Genomic DNA, 16878 nt, shown 5'->3' with positions numbered 1-16878 from the left:
CGGATACTTCAATCGACTAAGCATCTCGCCCTGTATTTTCGCTTTCCTAAGGATAATGCTTCGCGAAAAAGTTTCAAGACACCCCGTATTTCCGTTATATTTCAACAATTTAATGAGCAATCGGCAAACTTCCTCCAAAAAACTACTTAGGTGGTTGAAACTTTATCTAGCCTCGCATAGTTTACCACTCAAAGGAAAACAGAGGGACCTGACCCGATGCCGAAAGACAGCTTCACGTCCAAGCAGGACGACCTCCTGCTCCGCAAGCCCGAGGCCACCGATGGCGCCGCCATCTGGGAGCTCGTGCGCGCGTGCAAGCCGCTCGACGAGAACTCGATGTACTGCAACCTCGTCCAGGCGGAGCACTTTCGTGACACCTGCGTTGTGGCCGAGCTCGACGGCGATGTCGTCGGCTGGATCTCGGGTCACATGATCCCCAACAAAGACGCCTACTTCGTTTGGCAGGTCGCCGTTGGCCCGGACGCCCGCGGCCTCGGCCTTGGCCGCAAAATGCTCACTCACCTCGTCGAGCGTGAGGAGTGCAGCGATGCCAAGGAGCTGAAGACGACCATCACCGAAGACAACGACGCGTCTTGGGGTCTCTTCCGCAGCTTCGCCCGCTCGATCGGCGGCGAGCTGACCGACGAGCCCCACTACGAAAAAGAAGTTCACTTCGACGGGCACCACGACACCGAACACCTGGTGACGATTTCCCTGCCGGAGATGGAAGAAGAGCTGGCAAGCGCCGCCTGATCCGTCCCCCGTCGATCTTCACTGACATAAAGAAGTCCCGAAAGGACATCTCATGACACGCGATATCTACACGCGCCGCGAAAGCGAAGCGCGCTCCTACTGCCGTAGCTTCCCGACAAGCTTCGTGAAAGCCAGCGGCTCCATCCTCACCGACGAGTCGGGCCGCGACTACATCGACTTCCTCGCCGGCTGCTCGTCGTTGAACTACGGTCACAACGACCCCGACATGAAGGCCGCGCTGATCGAGCACATCTCGAATGACGGCGTGACCCATGGTCTGGACATGCACACCGACCAGAAAGAAGCCTTCCTGACCGCCTTCGAGGACATCATCCTCAAGCCGCGGAACATGGACCACAAGGTGATGATGGTCGGCCCGACCGGCACCAACGCCGTCGAGGCGGCCATGAAGCTGGCACGCAAGACCACCGGCCGCCACAACATCGTGGCCTTTACCAACGGCTTCCACGGCATGACCATGGGTGCCCTCGCCGCGACCGGCAATTCCGGCAAGCGCAATGGCGGCGCGATGCCCCTGCAGGGTGTCACCCACCTGCCCTACGACGGCGCCTTCGGCGACGGCGTGGACACGCTGGCACAGATCGAGTGGATGCTCGACAACCCTTCCTCGGGTCTCGACGCCCCCGCCGCCTTCCTCGTGGAGCCGGTCCAGGGTGAAGGCGGTCTTAACGCCGCCTCCAAGGAGTGGATGCAGGGCATCGCCAAGCTTGCCAAGAAGCACGGAGCGCTGCTGATCGCCGACGACATTCAGGCCGGCATCGGTCGCACCGGCACGTTCTTCTCCTTCGAAGAATTCGGCATCGAGCCGGACCTGATCCCGCTGGCGAAATCGCTCTCGGGCATGGGTCTGCCCTTCGCCGCGCTGCTGGTGAAGCCGGAGCTCGACATCTGGAAGCCGGCCGAGCACAACGGCACCTTCCGTGGCAACACCCACGCCTTCGTCACCGCTCGCGTGGCGCTGGAGAAGTTCTGGAAGGGCGACTCGTTCTCCAAGGATATCCAGAAGAAGGCCCGGATCGTCGAAATCGGGCTCACCTCGATCGCCGACATGGTCGACGGCGCCCGCCTGAAGGGCCGCGGCCTGATGCGCGGCGTCGACGTGGGCAACGGCGATCTCGCCGGCGAGATCTGTGCCGAAGCCTTCAAACGCGGTCTCATCATCGAGACCTCGGGCGCGCATGACGAAGTGGTCAAGGTGCTCGCACCGCTGACCACCACGGAAGAGCAGTTCGCAAAAGGGTTCGAGATCCTGCGCGACGCCACCCGTGCCGCCCTCACCGAAACAAGCAAGATTGCAGCGGAGTAACCCGACATGATCGTTCGCGACTTCAACGAGCTGAAAAACACCGACAAGCACGTGGCCGACGCCCAGTGGACCTCCACCCGGATGCTTCTGGCACAAGACGGCATGGGCTTCTCGTTCCACATCACCATTCTCGAAGCCGGGTCGGAGCACACGTTCCACTACAAGCACCACTTCGAGAGCGTCTACTGCATGCAGGGCAAGGGCTCGATCACCGACATCGCCACCGGCGAGACGCACGAGATCAAGCCGGGCGTGATGTACGCCCTGAACCTGCACGACAAGCACATCCTGCGCGCCGAGGAAGACCTCCACATGGCCTGCTGCTTCAACCCGCCGGTCACCGGCACCGAAGTGCACCGTGAAGACGGCTCCTACGCGCCGGCAGAGGAGGTGGCGTAAGCCATGGCCCATCATACGGTTGAAAAGATTGGCGGGACGTCGATGTCCCGCCTCGACGAACTGCGCGACACGCTGCTGATCGGCGGTCGCGAAGGTGCCGAGCTTTATGGCCGTATCTTCGTGGTCTCCGCCTTCGGCGGCATCACCAACCTGCTGCTCGAGCACAAGAAGACCGGCGAGCCGGGCGTCTACGGGCAGTTCGCCGAGAGCGACAACACCCACGGCTGGCACGACGCGCTGAACCGCGTCGCCAACGCGATGATCGAGGCGCACACGTCGATCCTCGAGCATCCGGCCGACATCCAGCAGGCCACCGACTTCGTGCGCACCCGTATCGACGGCGCGCGCAACTGCCTGATCGATCTGGCCCGCGTCTGCTCCTACGGCCACTTCCGCCTGTCCGAACACATGCTGCAAACCCGCGAGCTGCTTTCCGGTCTCGGCGAGGCGCATTCGGCCTATGTCACCGTGCTGATGCTGCAGCGCTCTGGCGTCGATGCGCGGCTGGTGGATCTCAGCGGCTGGCGCGGCGACGGCGATGTCAATCTCGAGGAACGCATCCTCGGCGCCCTCGAGGGTGTCGACCCGATGACCGAGATGCCCATCGTCACCGGCTATGCGCAGTGTAAGGAAGGCCTGATGCGCGAGTTCGACCGCGGCTATTCCGAGGTCACCTTCTCGCATCTCGCCGCCCTCACCGGCGCGCGCGAGGCGATCATCCACAAGGAGTTTCACCTCTCCTCGGCGGATCCGAACCTCGTGGGACAGGACGCCGTGCGCAAGCTTGGCCGCACCAACTACGACGTGGCCGACCAGCTGTCGAACATGGGCATGGAGGCGATCCACCCGAAGGCCGCCAAGACCCTGCGCCAGGCCGATGTGCCGTTGCGCGTCACCAACGCCTTCGAGCCGCAGGATCCGGGCACGCTGATCGACGACCAGCCGGCGGACGCCTCTGCGGTGGAGATCGTCACCGGTCTCGACATCATCGCGCTGGAGCTGTTCGAACAGGATATGGTCGGCGTGAAGGGCTATGACGCGACGATCCTCGACGTGCTGACGCGGCACGACGTGCGCATCGTGTCGAAGGTCTCGAACGCCAACACGATCACGCACTACGTGGACGCCTCTCTCAAGTCGATGCGCCGCGTGGAGAAGGATCTCGAGAAGCTCTATCCCTCGGCCCGGATCTCGTCGCGCACGCTGTCGATGGCGTCGGTCATCGGGCGCGACCTCAGCGGGCTGGCCTGCCTGCAGCGCGGCCTGGTGGCGATCGCCGGGGAAGGTCTGGAGGCCATCGGCGCCAGCCAGGGCCCGCGCAACGTGGACGTGCAGTTCATCATGGAGCGCGACATCCTGAAGCCGGTGATCAAGGCCCTGCACAAGACCTTCATCGAGACGCAGGACAAGCCGGAAATGCAAGAAGCCGCCTGAGACGCGGCCCCGTAAGGCAAACTGACCGCCCCGCCCCGCGCGGGGCGGTTTTCTTTTCGCCGGTCGCGTCGCCTCCCTCTGACCCCAGCGTTTTCGGCACGGGACGGCCTGCCTCCGGCGGGAGTATTTTTGACGAAGAGAAGCAAGGGGCGCGGCGCTTCTGGCTTCTCTGGTTCAAAAATACCTCGGGGGTGAATTGGCGCACAGCGCCAAGAGGGGGCAGCGCCCCCTATCTCCACTCAAGGCACGCCTCCGCTGCGATAGGGGCCGCTCCCGTCACGGCGCTTCATCAGCCGCAGCGCTTGCGGGCAGCTGCGCGGCGGTCTCGGTGGCCGCGCAGCCCACGCATCGGACGATCTCGGCGATGCGGGCGAGCTGCTCTCCCAGCGGTGTCGACTTGCGCCAGACCATGCCGATGGTGCGCACCGGCGCCGGCGCCGGCAGCCGCGCCAGCGAGACTTGCGCGGACCGGGTTTCGATCGGCAGCGCCATCTCGGGGATCAGCGTGATGCCGATCCCCGCCCCAACCATCTGTACCAACGTCGAGAGCGAACTGCCCTCCATCAGATCGCGGGTCACCGAGGGCGAGAGCTTGCAATAGGACAGCGCCTGATCGCGGAAGCAGTGCCCCTCCTCGAGCAGAAGCAGCCGCATCTCGTGCAGCATGCCCGGATCCGGCACCGGCTTGTCGGCCTCGCCGCGCCCGCGTACCAGCACGAATTCCTCGTCGAACAGCGCCACCTCCTCAAGCCCCGGCTCCGAGATCGGCAGCGCCACGATGGCGGTGTCGAGCCTGGCCTCGTGCAGATCCTCGATCAGCGTCTTCGTCACCGCCTCACGCGGCCGCAGGTCGAGACCGGGATATTCCTGCGCCAGAGAGGTGATGACGCGCGGCAGCAGATAGGGCGCTACGGTGGGAATGACGCCGATCCGCAGCCGCCCCACCAGCGGCCCTTGCGCAGCGCGCGCGAGGTCGGCGAGGTCGTCGACCGAGCGCAGGATCTCTCCGGTGCGGGCGGCGAACTCCTCGCCCAGCGAGGTCAGCCGGATCTGCCTCGCCCCGCGCTCGACCAGCGGCGCTCCGATCAGTGTCTCGAGCTCGCGGATCTGCATCGACAGCGCCGGCTGGCTGATCGCGCACAGCTCGGCGGCGCGTCCGAAATGCCCCAGACGGGCCAGCGCATCGAAGTAGCGCAGGTGTTTCATCGAGATGTTTGCCATAAGCATGTCTTATCGGATGTTTAAGAAAATGCAATTGGGCTTTATGGCGCACCTTTGCTAGAACGATTCTAGCAAGGGAGACGAGGCCGACCGCGCCGGTTGCGACGATGCGTCGGGATGGCGGCCCCCAAGACCTGTATCGACACGCACGACGATCTCTGGAGGATATCATGGACGGACACACAGTCGAAGGCGACCTCAACGAAAGCACCCGCGGCAGCGGCGGCAAGTGCCCGGTGATGCATGGCAGCCTGACGGCGCTCGGCACCACCGTGATGGATTGGTGGCCGAACGCGCTCAACCTCGACATCCTGCACCAGCACGATCTCAAGACCAACCCGATGGGCCCCGAGTTCGACTACCACGAGGAGCTGAAGACGCTCGACGTGGAGGCGCTCAAGGACGACCTGCGCCAGCTGATGAACGACAGCCAAGAGTGGTGGCCGGCCGACTGGGGCTCGTATGTGGGCATGTTCGCCCGCGTCGCGTGGCACGCGGCCGGGTCCTACCGTCTCTCCGACGGCCGTGGCGGTGGCGGCACCGGCAACCAGCGCTTCGCGCCGCTCAACAGCTGGCCGGACAACGTCAACACCGACAAGGGCCGCCGCCTGCTGTGGCCGATCAAGAAGAAATACGGCAACAAGATCTCCTGGGCCGACTTGATGATCCTGTCGGGCACCATCGCCTACGAGGTCGCCGGCCTGAAGACCTTCGGCTTCGCCTTCGGCCGCGAGGACATCTGGCACCCGGAAAAGGACACCTACTGGGGCTCCGAGAAGGAGTGGCTGGCCCCCTCCGACACCCGCTACGAGGAAGTCTCGAAGCCGGACACCATGGAGAACCCGCTGGCCGCCGTGCAGATGGGCCTGATCTACGTGAACCCGGAGGGCGTCAACGGCGTCTCCGATCCGCAGAAGACCGCCGACCAGGTGCGTGAGACCTTCGCCCGCATGGCGATGGACGACGAGGAAACTGCCGCGCTGACCGCCGGTGGCCACACCATCGGCAAGTGCCACGGCAACGGCAACGCGGATGACCTCTCGCCCGAGCCCGAAGCCGCCGGCCCCGAGTATCAGGGCATCGGCTGGATGAACACCAAGGGCCGTAGCGTCGGCCGCGACACCGTGGTGTCGGGCATCGAGGGCGCCTGGACCACCAACCCGACCAAGTTCGACATGGGCTGGTTCGACATGCTCTTCGGCCACGAGTGGGAGCTCAAGAAATCCCCTGCGGGCGCCAGCCAGTGGATGCCGGTCGACATCAAGGAAGAGGACATGCCGGCCGATGTCGAGGATCCCTCGATCAAGACCATGCCGATCATGACCGATGCCGACATGGCGATGAAGGTCGACCCGATCTACAACGAGATCTGCCAGAAGTTCATGGCCGACCCGCAGTATTTCGAAGACACCTTCGCCCGCGCCTGGTTCAAGCTGACCCACCGCGACATGGGCCCTAAGGCCTGCTACTACGGCCCCGACGTGCCGCAGGAAGACCTGATCTGGCAGGATCCGATCCCCACCGGTTCGACCTCCTACGACGTGGCCGCGGTAAAGGCGAAGATCGCCGAGGCCGGCATCCCGCTCGCCGACATGGTGGCCACCGCCTGGGACAGTGCGCGCACCTATCGCGGCTCTGACAAGCGCGGCGGGGCGAATGGCGCCCGCATCCGCCTTGCGCCGCAGAAGGACTGGGTCGGCAACGAGCCCGAGCGTCTGTCGGCGGTGCTCGCCAAGCTCGAGCCGATCGCGGCCGAAACCGGTGCCTCCGTCGCCGACGTCATCGTGCTGGCCGGCAATCTGGGTGTCGAGCAGGCGGCGAAAGCTGCGGGCGTCGATCTCGAGCTGCCCTTCGCACCGGGCCGCGGTGACGCGACCGACGAGATGACCGATGCCGAGAGCTTCGAGCCGCTCGAGCCGCTGGCCGACGGGTTCCGCAACTTCCAGAAGACCGAGTACGTGGTCAGCCCGGAAGAGATGCTGCTCGACCGTGCCCAGCTGATGGGCCTGACGGCGAACGAGATGACCGTGCTGATCGGTGGCATGCGCGCCATGGGCACCAATTTCGGCGCCACCAAGCTGGGCGTGTTCACCGAGCGCGAAGGGGCCCTGACCACCGACTTCTTCGACGTGCTCACCGACATGGCCTACCAGTGGCTGCCGGTGGCCGGCGGGACCTACGAGATCCGCGACCGCAAGTCGGGCGAGGTGAAGTACACCGCCAGCCGCGTCGACCTGGTGTTCGGTTCGAACTCGATCCTGCGCGGCTATGCCGAGGTCTATGCCCAGGACGACAACCACGGCAAGTTCGTCACGGATTTCGCTGCGGCCTGGACAAAGGTGATGACCGCCGACCGCTTCGACCTCGCGTCGTAAGCGCCGCTCGAACACGCGGGACGGTGCGCCGCCCTGCAACGGGTCCGGCCCTGGCGCTCACGGCCCCCCATTCCCCCGCCGCACCAATGGTGTTGGCGGGGGTTCTCTTGGCGACGCCTCCGGAGGCATCGACGCTCCGCGCGTCTGGTGAGGGGAGCAGGGGGCGCTGCGCCGCTGGCTTCTCTTCGTCAAAAGTACTCCCGCCGGAGGCGTCCGGCGCTGCCACAGTTGCGACGGTCGGGCTAGCGACGCCTCAGCGCCAGATCGGGTTCGACCAGGCGCGTCTGCCGGCCCGGTCAATCACCGTGACGCGCAGCCACGGGCTGTTGCGGACGCGGTCCAGCGGCACCGTGGCAGAGGTCAGCGACTGGCCTTGCACCGCCGTGGCCGCCGACCCGTGGCCCTGAACGATCACCGTCTGCACCGCAGAGCACTCAACGGCGAGGCGGCCGTCGTCCAGACGGACGCCGCGCAGCTCAGGGCCCTGGCTCGCGTAGAAATCGCCGCGCTTCAGCGCCGCGAGCAGGGCTTCGGGCGCGTTCTCCTCGGCCTTGACCATGACCCAGCCGCCGAAATGGTCGGGCTCGGTGAAATGCGCGTCGTCGGTTGCGATGAGGCTCAGACGACGGCCTTCCGAAAGCAGAAGGTCGGCAATGGCGGCGCCGTCGGCCCGGTCGCAGCCGATGGCACAGCCGTGGTTGTAGATCTCGACCGCGTGGGCCGCCGTGAGGCTGCGCGCGTCAGCGAGCGTCAGCCCCGACCATTGCGGATGGGCGATGGCGACGAAGGCCCCCGCGGCGCGGGCGCGGGCGGCGATCTCGGGGCCGCTCTCCTGCCCTGCGACGGGCGCGAAGCCCGGCGCGTGGGGTGGCTGGAACTCCGCTGGCAGCCCAACGGCAAGGATGTGCCAGAGCTCGCCATTGGCCATGGCACCGGAGTGGATCTCGGCGCCGAGGATGGTGGTGAAGCCGGCCTCGCGGAAGGGCACCGTGTCGGTGATCGGGTAGCCGTAGGCCCCGATGAAATGATCGGTCAGCGCAAGAAAGTCGTAGCCTACGGCGCGGTAGCGCCGGCAGACCTCCTGCGGCGTCAGGCAGCCGTCTGAGCGATCAGAATGGGTGTGCAGGTTGCCGCGCCAGAACCGGCCCGGTGCGCTGAAGGCGGAAAGCGTCATCGCCTGTCTCCTCTTGACGTCCGGCAGGGCCTAACGCGCAGGCGCGACGCTTTGATGACAGGGCCGGCCCTTCGCGCTCAGCGGCCGAACGGCTCTCCCAGCGAGGCCACGCCGTTGATCTTCAGCAGCCGCTTGTTGGCCGAGATCGCGCCCAGCACGAGGATCGTCACGATATAGGGCAGGCTCGCCAGCAGCTGCGAGTTCAGCGCAACGCCACCGGCCTGTGCGGCGAGCTGCGACAGCGATACCGCGCCGAACAGCACCGCGCCGAACACCACCCGGCCGGTCATCCACGTGGCGAAGACCACCAGCGCCAGCGCGATCCAGCCACGCCCGGCGATCATGCCCTCGGCCCAGAGCGGCGTGTAGACCGTCGCCGCGTAGGCGCCCGCAAAACCCGCCATCAGCCCGCCGAACGCCACCGCACCGTAGCGGATGCCGATGACGTTGTAGCCAAGCGCGCGCGCCGCGTGGGGGTTCTCGCCCACCGCGCGGATCACCAGCCCGAGCTTGGAGAACCGCAGCGTGGCCCAGATCGCCAGCGTCGCCAGAAGGCCGAGCCAGACCACCGCATCCTGCGAGAACAGCCCGCCCACCAGCGGCAGATCCGACAGCCCCGGAACCGAGAGCTTGGGCAAGCCCGGCACGGTCAGGCTCTCGTAGCGCTTGCCGAAGAGCGCCGAGAGCCCTTGCCCCAGAATGCCGATGGCGAGCCCCGCCGCCACCTGGTTGGCCCGCACCGCCAGCGCCAGCCAGGCGAAGACCAGCGAGAGCGCCGCGCTCGCCAGCCCCGCCGCGACGAAGCCCATGGCGTGGCCGCCGCTCTGGCGCACCACGATGAAAGCCACCACGGCGCCAAGCGCCATCATGCCCTCGATGCCGAGGTTGAGCACGCCGGAGCGCTCGGCCACCAGCTCGCCAAGCGCCGCGAGAAGGAACGGCATGGCTGCGGCCAGCATACCGGCGATGATGAAGGACAGCGCGCTCATGCCGGCACCTCCTGCCCGCCGCGCACCAGCCGGTAGCGCACCAGCACGATGGCCGCGAGGTAGCAGCACAGCAGCGAGCCCTGGAACACCCGGACCGCGGCCACCGGCAGCCCAGCCGAGACCATGGCATTGTCACCGCCGATATAGAGCGCCGCCATGAACAGCGAGGAAAACAGGATGCCCACCGGGTGCAGGCCGCCCAGATAGGCCACGATGATCGCCGCGTAACCATAGCCCGAGGAGATACCGCGCTGCAGCTGTCCCATCGGCCCCGCCACCTCGGCGGCGCCGGCGAGCCCGGCCGCAAAGCCGCCGATCAGCAGCGAGAGCCAGACCGCTCGGCCCTCGGAAAAGCCCGCATAGGCGGTGGCGTGCGGCGCCAGCCCGCCGACCACGAGCTGGTAGCCCTGAAAGCTTTTTTGCATGTAGACATAGGCCAGCGCGCTCCAGAGCAGCGCCAGGATCAGCGCCACGTTGACCCGCGTGCCCGGGATCAGCGTCGGCACCATCGCATCCCACTGGAACATCACCGTCTGCGGGAAATTGAAGCCCATCGGGTCCTTCCACGGCCCCACCAGAAGGTAGGCGAGCAATTGCGCCGCGATCAGGCTCATCATCAGCGTGACGAGGATCTCGGAGGCGTTGAGCCGCACCCGCCAGAACGCCGGCAGCACCGCCCAGAGCGCGCCGCCCACGCCGCCCAGCAGCAGCATCAGCGGCCAGATCCAGCCGCCGGTGGCCTGCGGGAACCAGACGGGGATGGAGCTGGCGAAGATCGCGCCGAGGATGAACTGCCCTTCGGCGCCGATATTGATCACCTTGGCGCGAAAACCGATGGCGAGCCCCTGCGCGATGAGCAGCAGCGGCGTCATCTTCAGCAGCACCTCCGAGAAGGACGACCACGAGACGAAGGGCTCGAGCAGCAGCGCGTAGAAGACCGCCGCGGGATCGTTGCCCATGACAATGTAGAGCAGGAAGTTGAGCACGATGGCGAGCGCAAGCGCCCCCATCGGCGCCAGCACCGCCATGCGGCGCGAGGCGGTGGTGCGGCGGATCATCCGGATGCCCATCAGGCGGCCCCCTCTTCTGCGCCGATCATGTAGCGTCCAACCTCCTCGACCCGCGTCTCAGAGACCGTGAGCGAGGGCGACAGCCGGCCCTCGCGGATCACCTGAATGCGGTCGCAGATGTCGAACAGCTCCTCGATCTCTTCCGAGATCACCAGCACCGCGGCACCGGCGTTGCGCATGTCGACGAGGCGGCGGCGGATCTCGGTGGCGGCGCCGATATCGACGCCCCACGTGGGCTGCGAAACGAAAAAGAGCTTCGGGGCCAGCTCCATCTCGCGGCCGACGATGAATTTCTGCAGGTTGCCGCCGGAAAGCGCCCCGGCCTCGGCCTGCGGGCCGGGGGTGCGCACGTCGTAATCCGAAATGCAGCGACGGGTGAACGCGTCCTCGGCGCCGCGGTCGATCAGGCCGCGCCTCACGAGGCCGAGCCCGTGCGCGGTGAGCAGGCTGTTGTCCGAGAGCGACATCTCGGGGATGGCGCCGCGGCCCAGCCGCTCTTCGGGCACGAAGGCAAAGCCCAGCCTGCGGCGCGCGGCGGCGCCGAGATCGCCCACCGGCTGGCCGAACATCATCACCTCGTCGCGCGCCTCGGCGTGGCGGCGGGTCTCGCCCGAGATCAGCCGTGCCAGCTCGCCCTGCCCGTTGCCCGAGACCCCGGCGATGCCGAGGATCTCGCCCGCGTGCAGCTTCAGGCTCACCGCCTTCAGCGACATCTGGAACGGGTCGTCGGGCTGGTAGTCGAGGCCTGCGAGTTCGAGCAGCACCGGTCCCGGCTCACGCGGCACGAAGGGGCGCGGCGCGGGCATGTCACGGCCGATCATCATCTGCGCAAGATCATGCGCGTCATGCTCGCGCGGGTCGACATGGCCGGTCACCGCGCCGTCGCGCAGGATGGTGGCGTGGTCGCAGATCGAGCGGATCTCCTCGAGCTTGTGCGAGATGAACAGGATCGAGACACCCCGGTCGCGCAGCTTGAGCAAGGTCTCGAACAGCGTCCTGACAGATTGCGGCGGCAGTACCGAGGTCGGCTCGTCGAGGATCAAAAGCTTCGGATCGGTCATCAGGCAGCGGATGATCTCGACCCGCTGGCGCTCGCCGACCGAGAGCGCGTGCACATGCGCGAGCGGGTCGACCTCGAGCCCGTAATCCTGCCCGAGCTGGCGGATGCGGGCCACCAATGCGCGTTTCTTTCCCGGCACGATGAGCGAGATATTCTCCACCACCGTGAGCGTCTCGAAGAGCGAAAAATGCTGGAACACCATACCGATGCCCTGCGATCTTGCCTCGTTGGGCGAGCTTGGCGCGACCGGGTTGCCCTGCCAGCGCATCTCGCCCGCATCCGGACTTTCGACGCCGTAGATCAGTTTCATCAGCGTCGATTTGCCGGCGCCGTTCTCGCCCAAGATGGCGTGGATCGAGCCCTCCGCGACATCGAGGTCGATATCGCGGTTGGCCCGCACGGTCCCGTAGCTCTTCGAGAGCCCCCGAAGAGACAGCAGCGGCGCCGGCATCGTCGGATCAGTTCGGCAGCGGCGTGGTCACGCCGGCGACGTGCCAGTCCATCGACACGATGGCCTCGTCGGGCAGCGTCTCGCCATCCTCGACGCCAACCGTCTCGTCCTGCTTGACGATGCGGCCGGTGAACGGGTGGAACGAGCCGTCGGCAATCGCAGCCTCGATCTCGTCGATCTGCGCCTTGGTCTCGGCGGGGATGTCGGGGTTCCAGTCTGTCACCTTCACCACGTTGTCCTCGACGCCGAGGAAGGCGTTGCGGCCCTCGAAGCTGCCGTCCATGTGCGCCTTCACCGACTCCATGAAGAACGGCGACCAGTCGGTCTCGACGCAGCCCAGATAGTAGTTCGGCGCGTTTTCCTTCATCGAGGAATTCAGGTTGAACACGTAGGCGCCCGCCTCCTCGCAGACCGACACCACCGAGGGCGTGTCCTGCGCGTTGGAGAAGATCACGTCGCAATCCTGCGCCAGAAGGGCGCGGGCGGCGTCCTGTTCCTGCGCCGGGTCGAACCACGAGTTCACCCAGACCACCGAGACCTCGATCTCAGGGTTGACCGCCTGCGCGCCCAGCGTGAAGGCGTTGATCGAGGTGATGAGTTCCGGGATCGCGAAGGCCGAGACCGAGCCCAGCTTGCCGGTCTTCGACAGCGCCGCGGCCGCCATGCCCATCAGGTAGGTGCCCTGGAAGTACTTTGCCGCGAAAGGCGAGAAGTTCGGCGCGACCATGAAGCCCGAGGCGTGCAGCACGGTGACATCGGGGTTGCGGCGGGCGATCTGCATGGCGCCGTTCTGGTAGCCGAAGCTGCCGGCGAGCAGGAACTTGGCGCCGTCCGAGACGACCTTGTTCATGATGCGGTCGGCATCCGGGCCCTCGGGGATGTTCTCAAGGATGGTGATGTTCACGCCATCGCCATACTCGGCCTTGATCGGCTCGAGCCCCGCGGCCAGCGCGTGCGACCAGCCCACTTCGCCCACCGGCGAGGGCACGACAAGCGCGATGCCCAGCGGATCCTGCGCGTGGGCAATGGAGGGGGCGATGCCGGCGGCAAGGCCTGTGGCGGCCGAGGTCTGCAGGAATCGGCGACGGTTCAGATGCTTCGTCATGTGTTGGTTACTCCCTGTTTTATATATCTATCTTGGCAAGCGCCGCTTCGGCCTCGACGACCATCTCGCGCTCATCGAGCCCGGGGAATGCCCCGTCGGCCCAGACGATCTTGCCGTTCACCATGGTCATGTCGGTGGCCATGCCGATGCCCACCCGCGGGATCAGGCTCTCGGGATCGTGGCGGGTGCCGACGTAGTCCATGCGGCGGCTGTCGATGGCGAAGAGATCGGCAGCCATGCCCGGCACCAGCTGGCCAATGTCGGTCCGGCCGAGCAGCGACGCCCCGCCCGAGGTGCCGTAGCGCAGGAATGTCGCGGGCTCGGGCACATTGTGGCTGCGGCTCGAGGCCACGAGGCATTGCAGCATGTAGGCCGAGTGCAGGCAGTGCATGAGGTTCGAGTTGTCGTTGCTCGCAGCCCCGTCGCAGCCCAGCCCCACCCGCACGCCAAGCGCCTCCATCGCCGGGATCGGCGTGACCTCCGCGCCCACGAGGTAGACCGGCTCGGGGCAGTGCGACACGCCGGTGCCGCTCGCCGCCATCTGGCGCAGCTCGTCCTCGGTCAGCTCCCAGCAATGGGCATAGAAGGTATCGGGCCCGCAAAAGCCCATCTCCTCGAGATAGTCGACCGTGCGCATGCCGTGGCGGGCGCGGATCACCTCGCTCTCGCCCTCGCCCACGTGGCTGTGCAGGATCAGGCCCTTGTCGCGCGCGAGCCGGATGCTCTCGACAAAGGTCTCGCGGTAGCAATTCACCGGCTGGCACGGCGCCAGTGAGACCTGCCGCATCGAGAACGGACCGCCATCGTGATAGGCGTCGATCAGCCGCTCGCAATCGGCGAGAAATTCGTCGGTGGTCTCGAGCATCTCGTCGGGGATGGTCGAGCCCTCGGATTTTGGCAGCGTATTGGTGCCCCGCCCGGCATGGAAGCGCAGACCGATCTTTTCGGCGGCCTCGAACTGCCGGTCGACGATGCCCTTCCCCGCCTTGCGCGGGAAACAGTACTGATGGTCGAAGGCGGTGGTGCAGCCATGCTTGGCCAGCTCCGCCATCGCCGTCAGCGAGCTGTGATAGAAGCTCTCCTCGGTGAGCTGGGCAAAGATCGGGTAGATCCGGTCGAGCCACTCGATCACCGAGAGCTTGGTCCAGTCGAGCTCGACGCGGTTGCGCACGAAGCACTGGAAAAAATGGTGATGCGTGTTGACGAGGCCCGGGTAGACGAACCAGCCGGACGCGTCGATCACTTCGGCCCCCGGCGCGCTCAGCCCCGGCCCGATGGCCTTGATCGCGGGGCCGTCGGTCAGCAGGTCGACGTCGCGCAGCACCTCGTTGCCGGTCACCACGGCGGCGCAGCCTTTCAGCAGGTATCCGGTCATGTCAGGCTTGCTCCTTGCGGATCACCTCGGGCATCGGCCCGGGCTCCGGCTTCAGTTCGTGCAGGCGGTGGATGCCGGGCATCTCGATGAACCCGTCCAGCGCCCGGATCGCCCGCATCCAGAGCCGGATCGAGGGATACGGATCGAGCGGCAGCCCGCCATCGGGGGCGAGCGCCACATGCGGGAAGCAGGCGATGTCGGCGATGGTCGGCCGGTTGCCGGCGAGGAAGCTCTCGCCCCGCCGCCGCGCCGCTGAAAGCGCCGCCTCGAGCTCGCGCAGCGCCTGCGTGGCCTGCCCGCGCAGCGCGTCGATATCGCCCGGCGCCAGCAGCATGTCATGCGCCCGCGCGGCGCCTGCGCTGTCGGTCAGCCGCTGCGCGAAAGCCAGCCATTGCGCCACGCGGGCCCGCATCGCGGCCGTATCCTCGCCCAGCCAGGCCGGCGCGTCATGGGCGGCGAGATAGGTCAGGATCGCGGTGCTTTCGGTCAGCACCAGCCCGTCATCCGTCAGCACGGGGATGGTTCCCGCCGGGTTCAGCGCCAGCATAGGCTCGGAGAGGTGCTCCTGCCCGGGGTGAAGATCGACCGCCCGCAGATCTAGCCGGCGCCCGATCAGCGCCGCCAGCAGACGCACGCGGTAGCACGAGGGCGAGAGGATATAGTCGTAAAGGATCATGCCGCCACCAGTTGCGCGCCGTAGGTAAAGCCATGCCGCTTGAGCCAGCGGCGATAGGCGATCGAGGTCATGTCGGCCCGGGTCGGGATCTCCCGCCCGGGATCGAGCGGAAGCAGTGCGGGCAGCTGGTTCTCCAGCACCGAGCGGTCCTGCACGAAGATCATCTGCTGGAAGTGGATCAGGTCGGTCATCTCGGCATCGTCGTCGTAGAGCGCCATGTAGGGCCAGACATCGCAGAGCGTCTCGGTCAGCGGCTGCACGAAGAGCGCGATCACGTCCCACTCCCCGGGCTTCGGCGGACAGGTCTTGTAGAGCACCGAACAGGTCGGCGCGCAGACCCGGTACATGTAATCGGTGGTGATGCCGCCTTCCGCGGATTTCGCGGCCTGCGGCTGGAAGAACTTCACCTTGGTGGCCCAGACCTCGTCGACATCGTCGCGGATCTCGACCTCGTAGCGCGCGACCTCCGTATGCGGCTCGGAGCCGAGGATGTCTGTGTGCACGAAGGGGAAATGCGCGATGTCGAGGAAGTTCTCCACCGCCCGCAGGGGCGAGCAGCACACCCGGCAGACGCCCACATCGACCAGCCGCCGACCCGGCTGGTCGACCTCGGGGATGGTGAAGAGATCCTTCTCGGGCTGGCCGAGCGAGGTCCAGACATGGCCAAAACGGTCGATCACCGGAAGCGCGCGGCCCGTGCCGTCGGTGACGCTTGGCGCACCGCCCGCGAGAGCCACCCGGATCGGCTCGCCCATGAGCAGCGTATCGCGGCCCTGCGCCGTGAGCTGCTTGGTCATTCCCACCGGGTACCACTGATCGCGCATCGCGCCCCCTTCGCTCATGCCGTCATCTCCTCGGCGGCTTCGACCCGGCGCCGCAGCGCCTCGACTTCCGCCGAAAGCGCGTCGAGCGCCGCCGGATCGCTGCCCTCGGGCGCCAGCAGGTGCAGCCCCGCCGCGCCGTCGCGCAGCGGCTGGATCAGCGCCACCACCTGCGCGCCGCCGAGCACGGTCTCGATCACCGTGCCCGTGCCCCCAAGCGCCGCGGCCAGCGCCTCCGGCGCGGCCGAAACCTGCAGCGAGCGAAATGCCACGACCCCGGGAAACTCCGGCGGCGGGCTGTCTGGCGCCTCCTCGGCCACCCAGATCACCCCGCTGGCCTCGGCCACGGAGAACACCGGCACCCTGATCGCCTCGGGCGGGGTCAGCTCGGGATGGGCGGGGATGCGCACGCATTGCCCGCCCTCGCCATAGCCCCAGCCGTGATAGATGCAGGACAGGCGCTCGCCGCGCACGAAGCCGTGCGACAGCCGCATGCCGCGATGCGGGCAGCGATCGGCCCAGGCGGCGATACGCCCGGAGGCGCTGCGCCAGATCGCGAGGTCATGCGGCCCGAGCTGCCCCGGCGCGGCGGAGGCAACGGGGATGTCGTCGGAAAGCGCAGCGGGGGTCCAATCGGTGGGCACGGTG

Annotated in this window: 15 protein-coding genes; 5 read left to right on the top strand and 10 right to left on the bottom strand. The window is 66.8% G+C overall.

Annotated features, from left to right (window positions below):
* Window positions 1–216 precede the first annotated feature (216 nt).
* From ectA to JF542_RS02395, 4 genes are read left to right on the top strand one after another with little or no spacing between them, the layout of a single operon-like run.
* Window positions 217–753, top strand: a complete 537-nt coding sequence (gene ectA, locus JF542_RS02410) for a diaminobutyrate acetyltransferase (protein WP_007791861.1) — start codon at window positions 217–219, stop codon at window positions 751–753.
* Window positions 754–805: 52 nt separating this feature from the next.
* Window positions 806–2080 carry a diaminobutyrate--2-oxoglutarate transaminase gene (gene ectB, locus JF542_RS02405; RefSeq protein ID WP_207074594.1) on the top strand — a complete coding sequence of 425 codons (1275 nt, stop codon included), beginning with the start codon at window positions 806–808 and terminating at the stop codon, window positions 2078–2080.
* 6 nt (window positions 2081–2086) lie between these two features.
* On the top strand, window positions 2087–2479 hold the full coding sequence (locus tag JF542_RS02400; RefSeq protein WP_007791856.1) for an ectoine synthase: 393 nt from the start codon (window positions 2087–2089) through the stop codon (window positions 2477–2479).
* A gap of 3 nt (window positions 2480–2482) precedes the next feature.
* Window positions 2483–3913 (top strand): aspartate kinase, encoded by a 1431-nt coding sequence (locus JF542_RS02395; RefSeq protein WP_207074593.1) that lies wholly within the window; start codon window positions 2483–2485, stop codon window positions 3911–3913.
* Window positions 3914–4189: 276 nt separating this feature from the next.
* On the opposite strand, the gene JF542_RS02390 is transcribed toward JF542_RS02395, so the two are convergent.
* Window positions 4190–5134 carry a hydrogen peroxide-inducible genes activator gene (locus tag JF542_RS02390; protein ID WP_207074592.1) on the bottom strand — a complete coding sequence of 315 codons (945 nt, stop codon included), beginning with the start codon at window positions 5132–5134 and terminating at the stop codon, window positions 4190–4192.
* A 170-nt stretch (window positions 5135–5304) separates the two neighbouring features.
* On the opposite strand from JF542_RS02390, the gene katG reads away from it, so the two are divergent.
* Entirely contained in the window at window positions 5305–7509 is a 2205-nt protein-coding gene (gene katG, locus JF542_RS02385; RefSeq protein ID WP_207074591.1) for a catalase/peroxidase HPI, read from the top strand.
* Between the two features lie 253 nt (window positions 7510–7762).
* On the opposite strand, the gene JF542_RS02380 is transcribed toward katG, so the two are convergent.
* The 9 genes from JF542_RS02380 to JF542_RS02340 form a co-directional block, all read right to left on the bottom strand.
* Window positions 7763–8683 (bottom strand): CehA/McbA family metallohydrolase, encoded by a 921-nt coding sequence (locus JF542_RS02380; protein ID WP_207074590.1) that lies wholly within the window; start codon window positions 8681–8683, stop codon window positions 7763–7765.
* Between the two features lie 77 nt (window positions 8684–8760).
* The gene (locus JF542_RS02375) at window positions 8761–9672 is read right to left on the bottom strand and encodes an ABC transporter permease (protein ID WP_007791828.1); all 912 of its coding nucleotides are present in this window, start codon (window positions 9670–9672) and stop codon (window positions 8761–8763) included.
* On the bottom strand, window positions 9669–10742 hold the full coding sequence (locus JF542_RS02370; protein WP_207074589.1) for an ABC transporter permease: 1074 nt from the start codon (window positions 10740–10742) through the stop codon (window positions 9669–9671). The genes JF542_RS02375 and JF542_RS02370 overlap by 4 nt, the downstream gene beginning before the upstream one ends.
* Window positions 10742–12253, bottom strand: coding sequence for an ABC transporter ATP-binding protein (locus tag JF542_RS02365; RefSeq protein WP_207074588.1), 1512 nt, complete (start codon window positions 12251–12253; stop codon window positions 10742–10744). Before JF542_RS02365 ends, JF542_RS02370 begins: the two co-directional genes overlap by 1 nt.
* A gap of 7 nt (window positions 12254–12260) precedes the next feature.
* Window positions 12261–13358, bottom strand: a complete 1098-nt coding sequence (locus JF542_RS02360) for a BMP family ABC transporter substrate-binding protein (protein WP_207074587.1) — start codon at window positions 13356–13358, stop codon at window positions 12261–12263.
* A gap of 19 nt (window positions 13359–13377) precedes the next feature.
* The gene (locus JF542_RS02355) at window positions 13378–14733 is read right to left on the bottom strand and encodes an amidohydrolase (protein ID WP_207074586.1); all 1356 of its coding nucleotides are present in this window, start codon (window positions 14731–14733) and stop codon (window positions 13378–13380) included.
* Window position 14734: 1 nt separating this feature from the next.
* Window positions 14735–15409 (bottom strand): glutathione S-transferase family protein, encoded by a 675-nt coding sequence (locus JF542_RS02350; RefSeq protein WP_207074585.1) that lies wholly within the window; start codon window positions 15407–15409, stop codon window positions 14735–14737.
* The gene (locus JF542_RS02345; RefSeq protein WP_207074584.1) at window positions 15406–16251 is read right to left on the bottom strand and encodes an aromatic ring-hydroxylating oxygenase subunit alpha; all 846 of its coding nucleotides are present in this window, start codon (window positions 16249–16251) and stop codon (window positions 15406–15408) included. The genes JF542_RS02350 and JF542_RS02345 overlap by 4 nt, the downstream gene beginning before the upstream one ends.
* Entirely contained in the window at window positions 16248–16874 is a 627-nt protein-coding gene (locus JF542_RS02340; protein WP_340689130.1) for a Rieske 2Fe-2S domain-containing protein, read from the bottom strand. The genes JF542_RS02345 and JF542_RS02340 overlap by 4 nt, the downstream gene beginning before the upstream one ends.
* Window positions 16875–16878 lie beyond the last annotated feature (4 nt).

Source organism: Salipiger bermudensis, assembly GCF_017309175.1.
Taxonomy (GTDB): domain Bacteria; phylum Pseudomonadota; class Alphaproteobacteria; order Rhodobacterales; family Rhodobacteraceae; genus Salipiger; species Salipiger bermudensis.
This window is presented reverse-complemented; position numbering and strand designations above follow the sequence as displayed.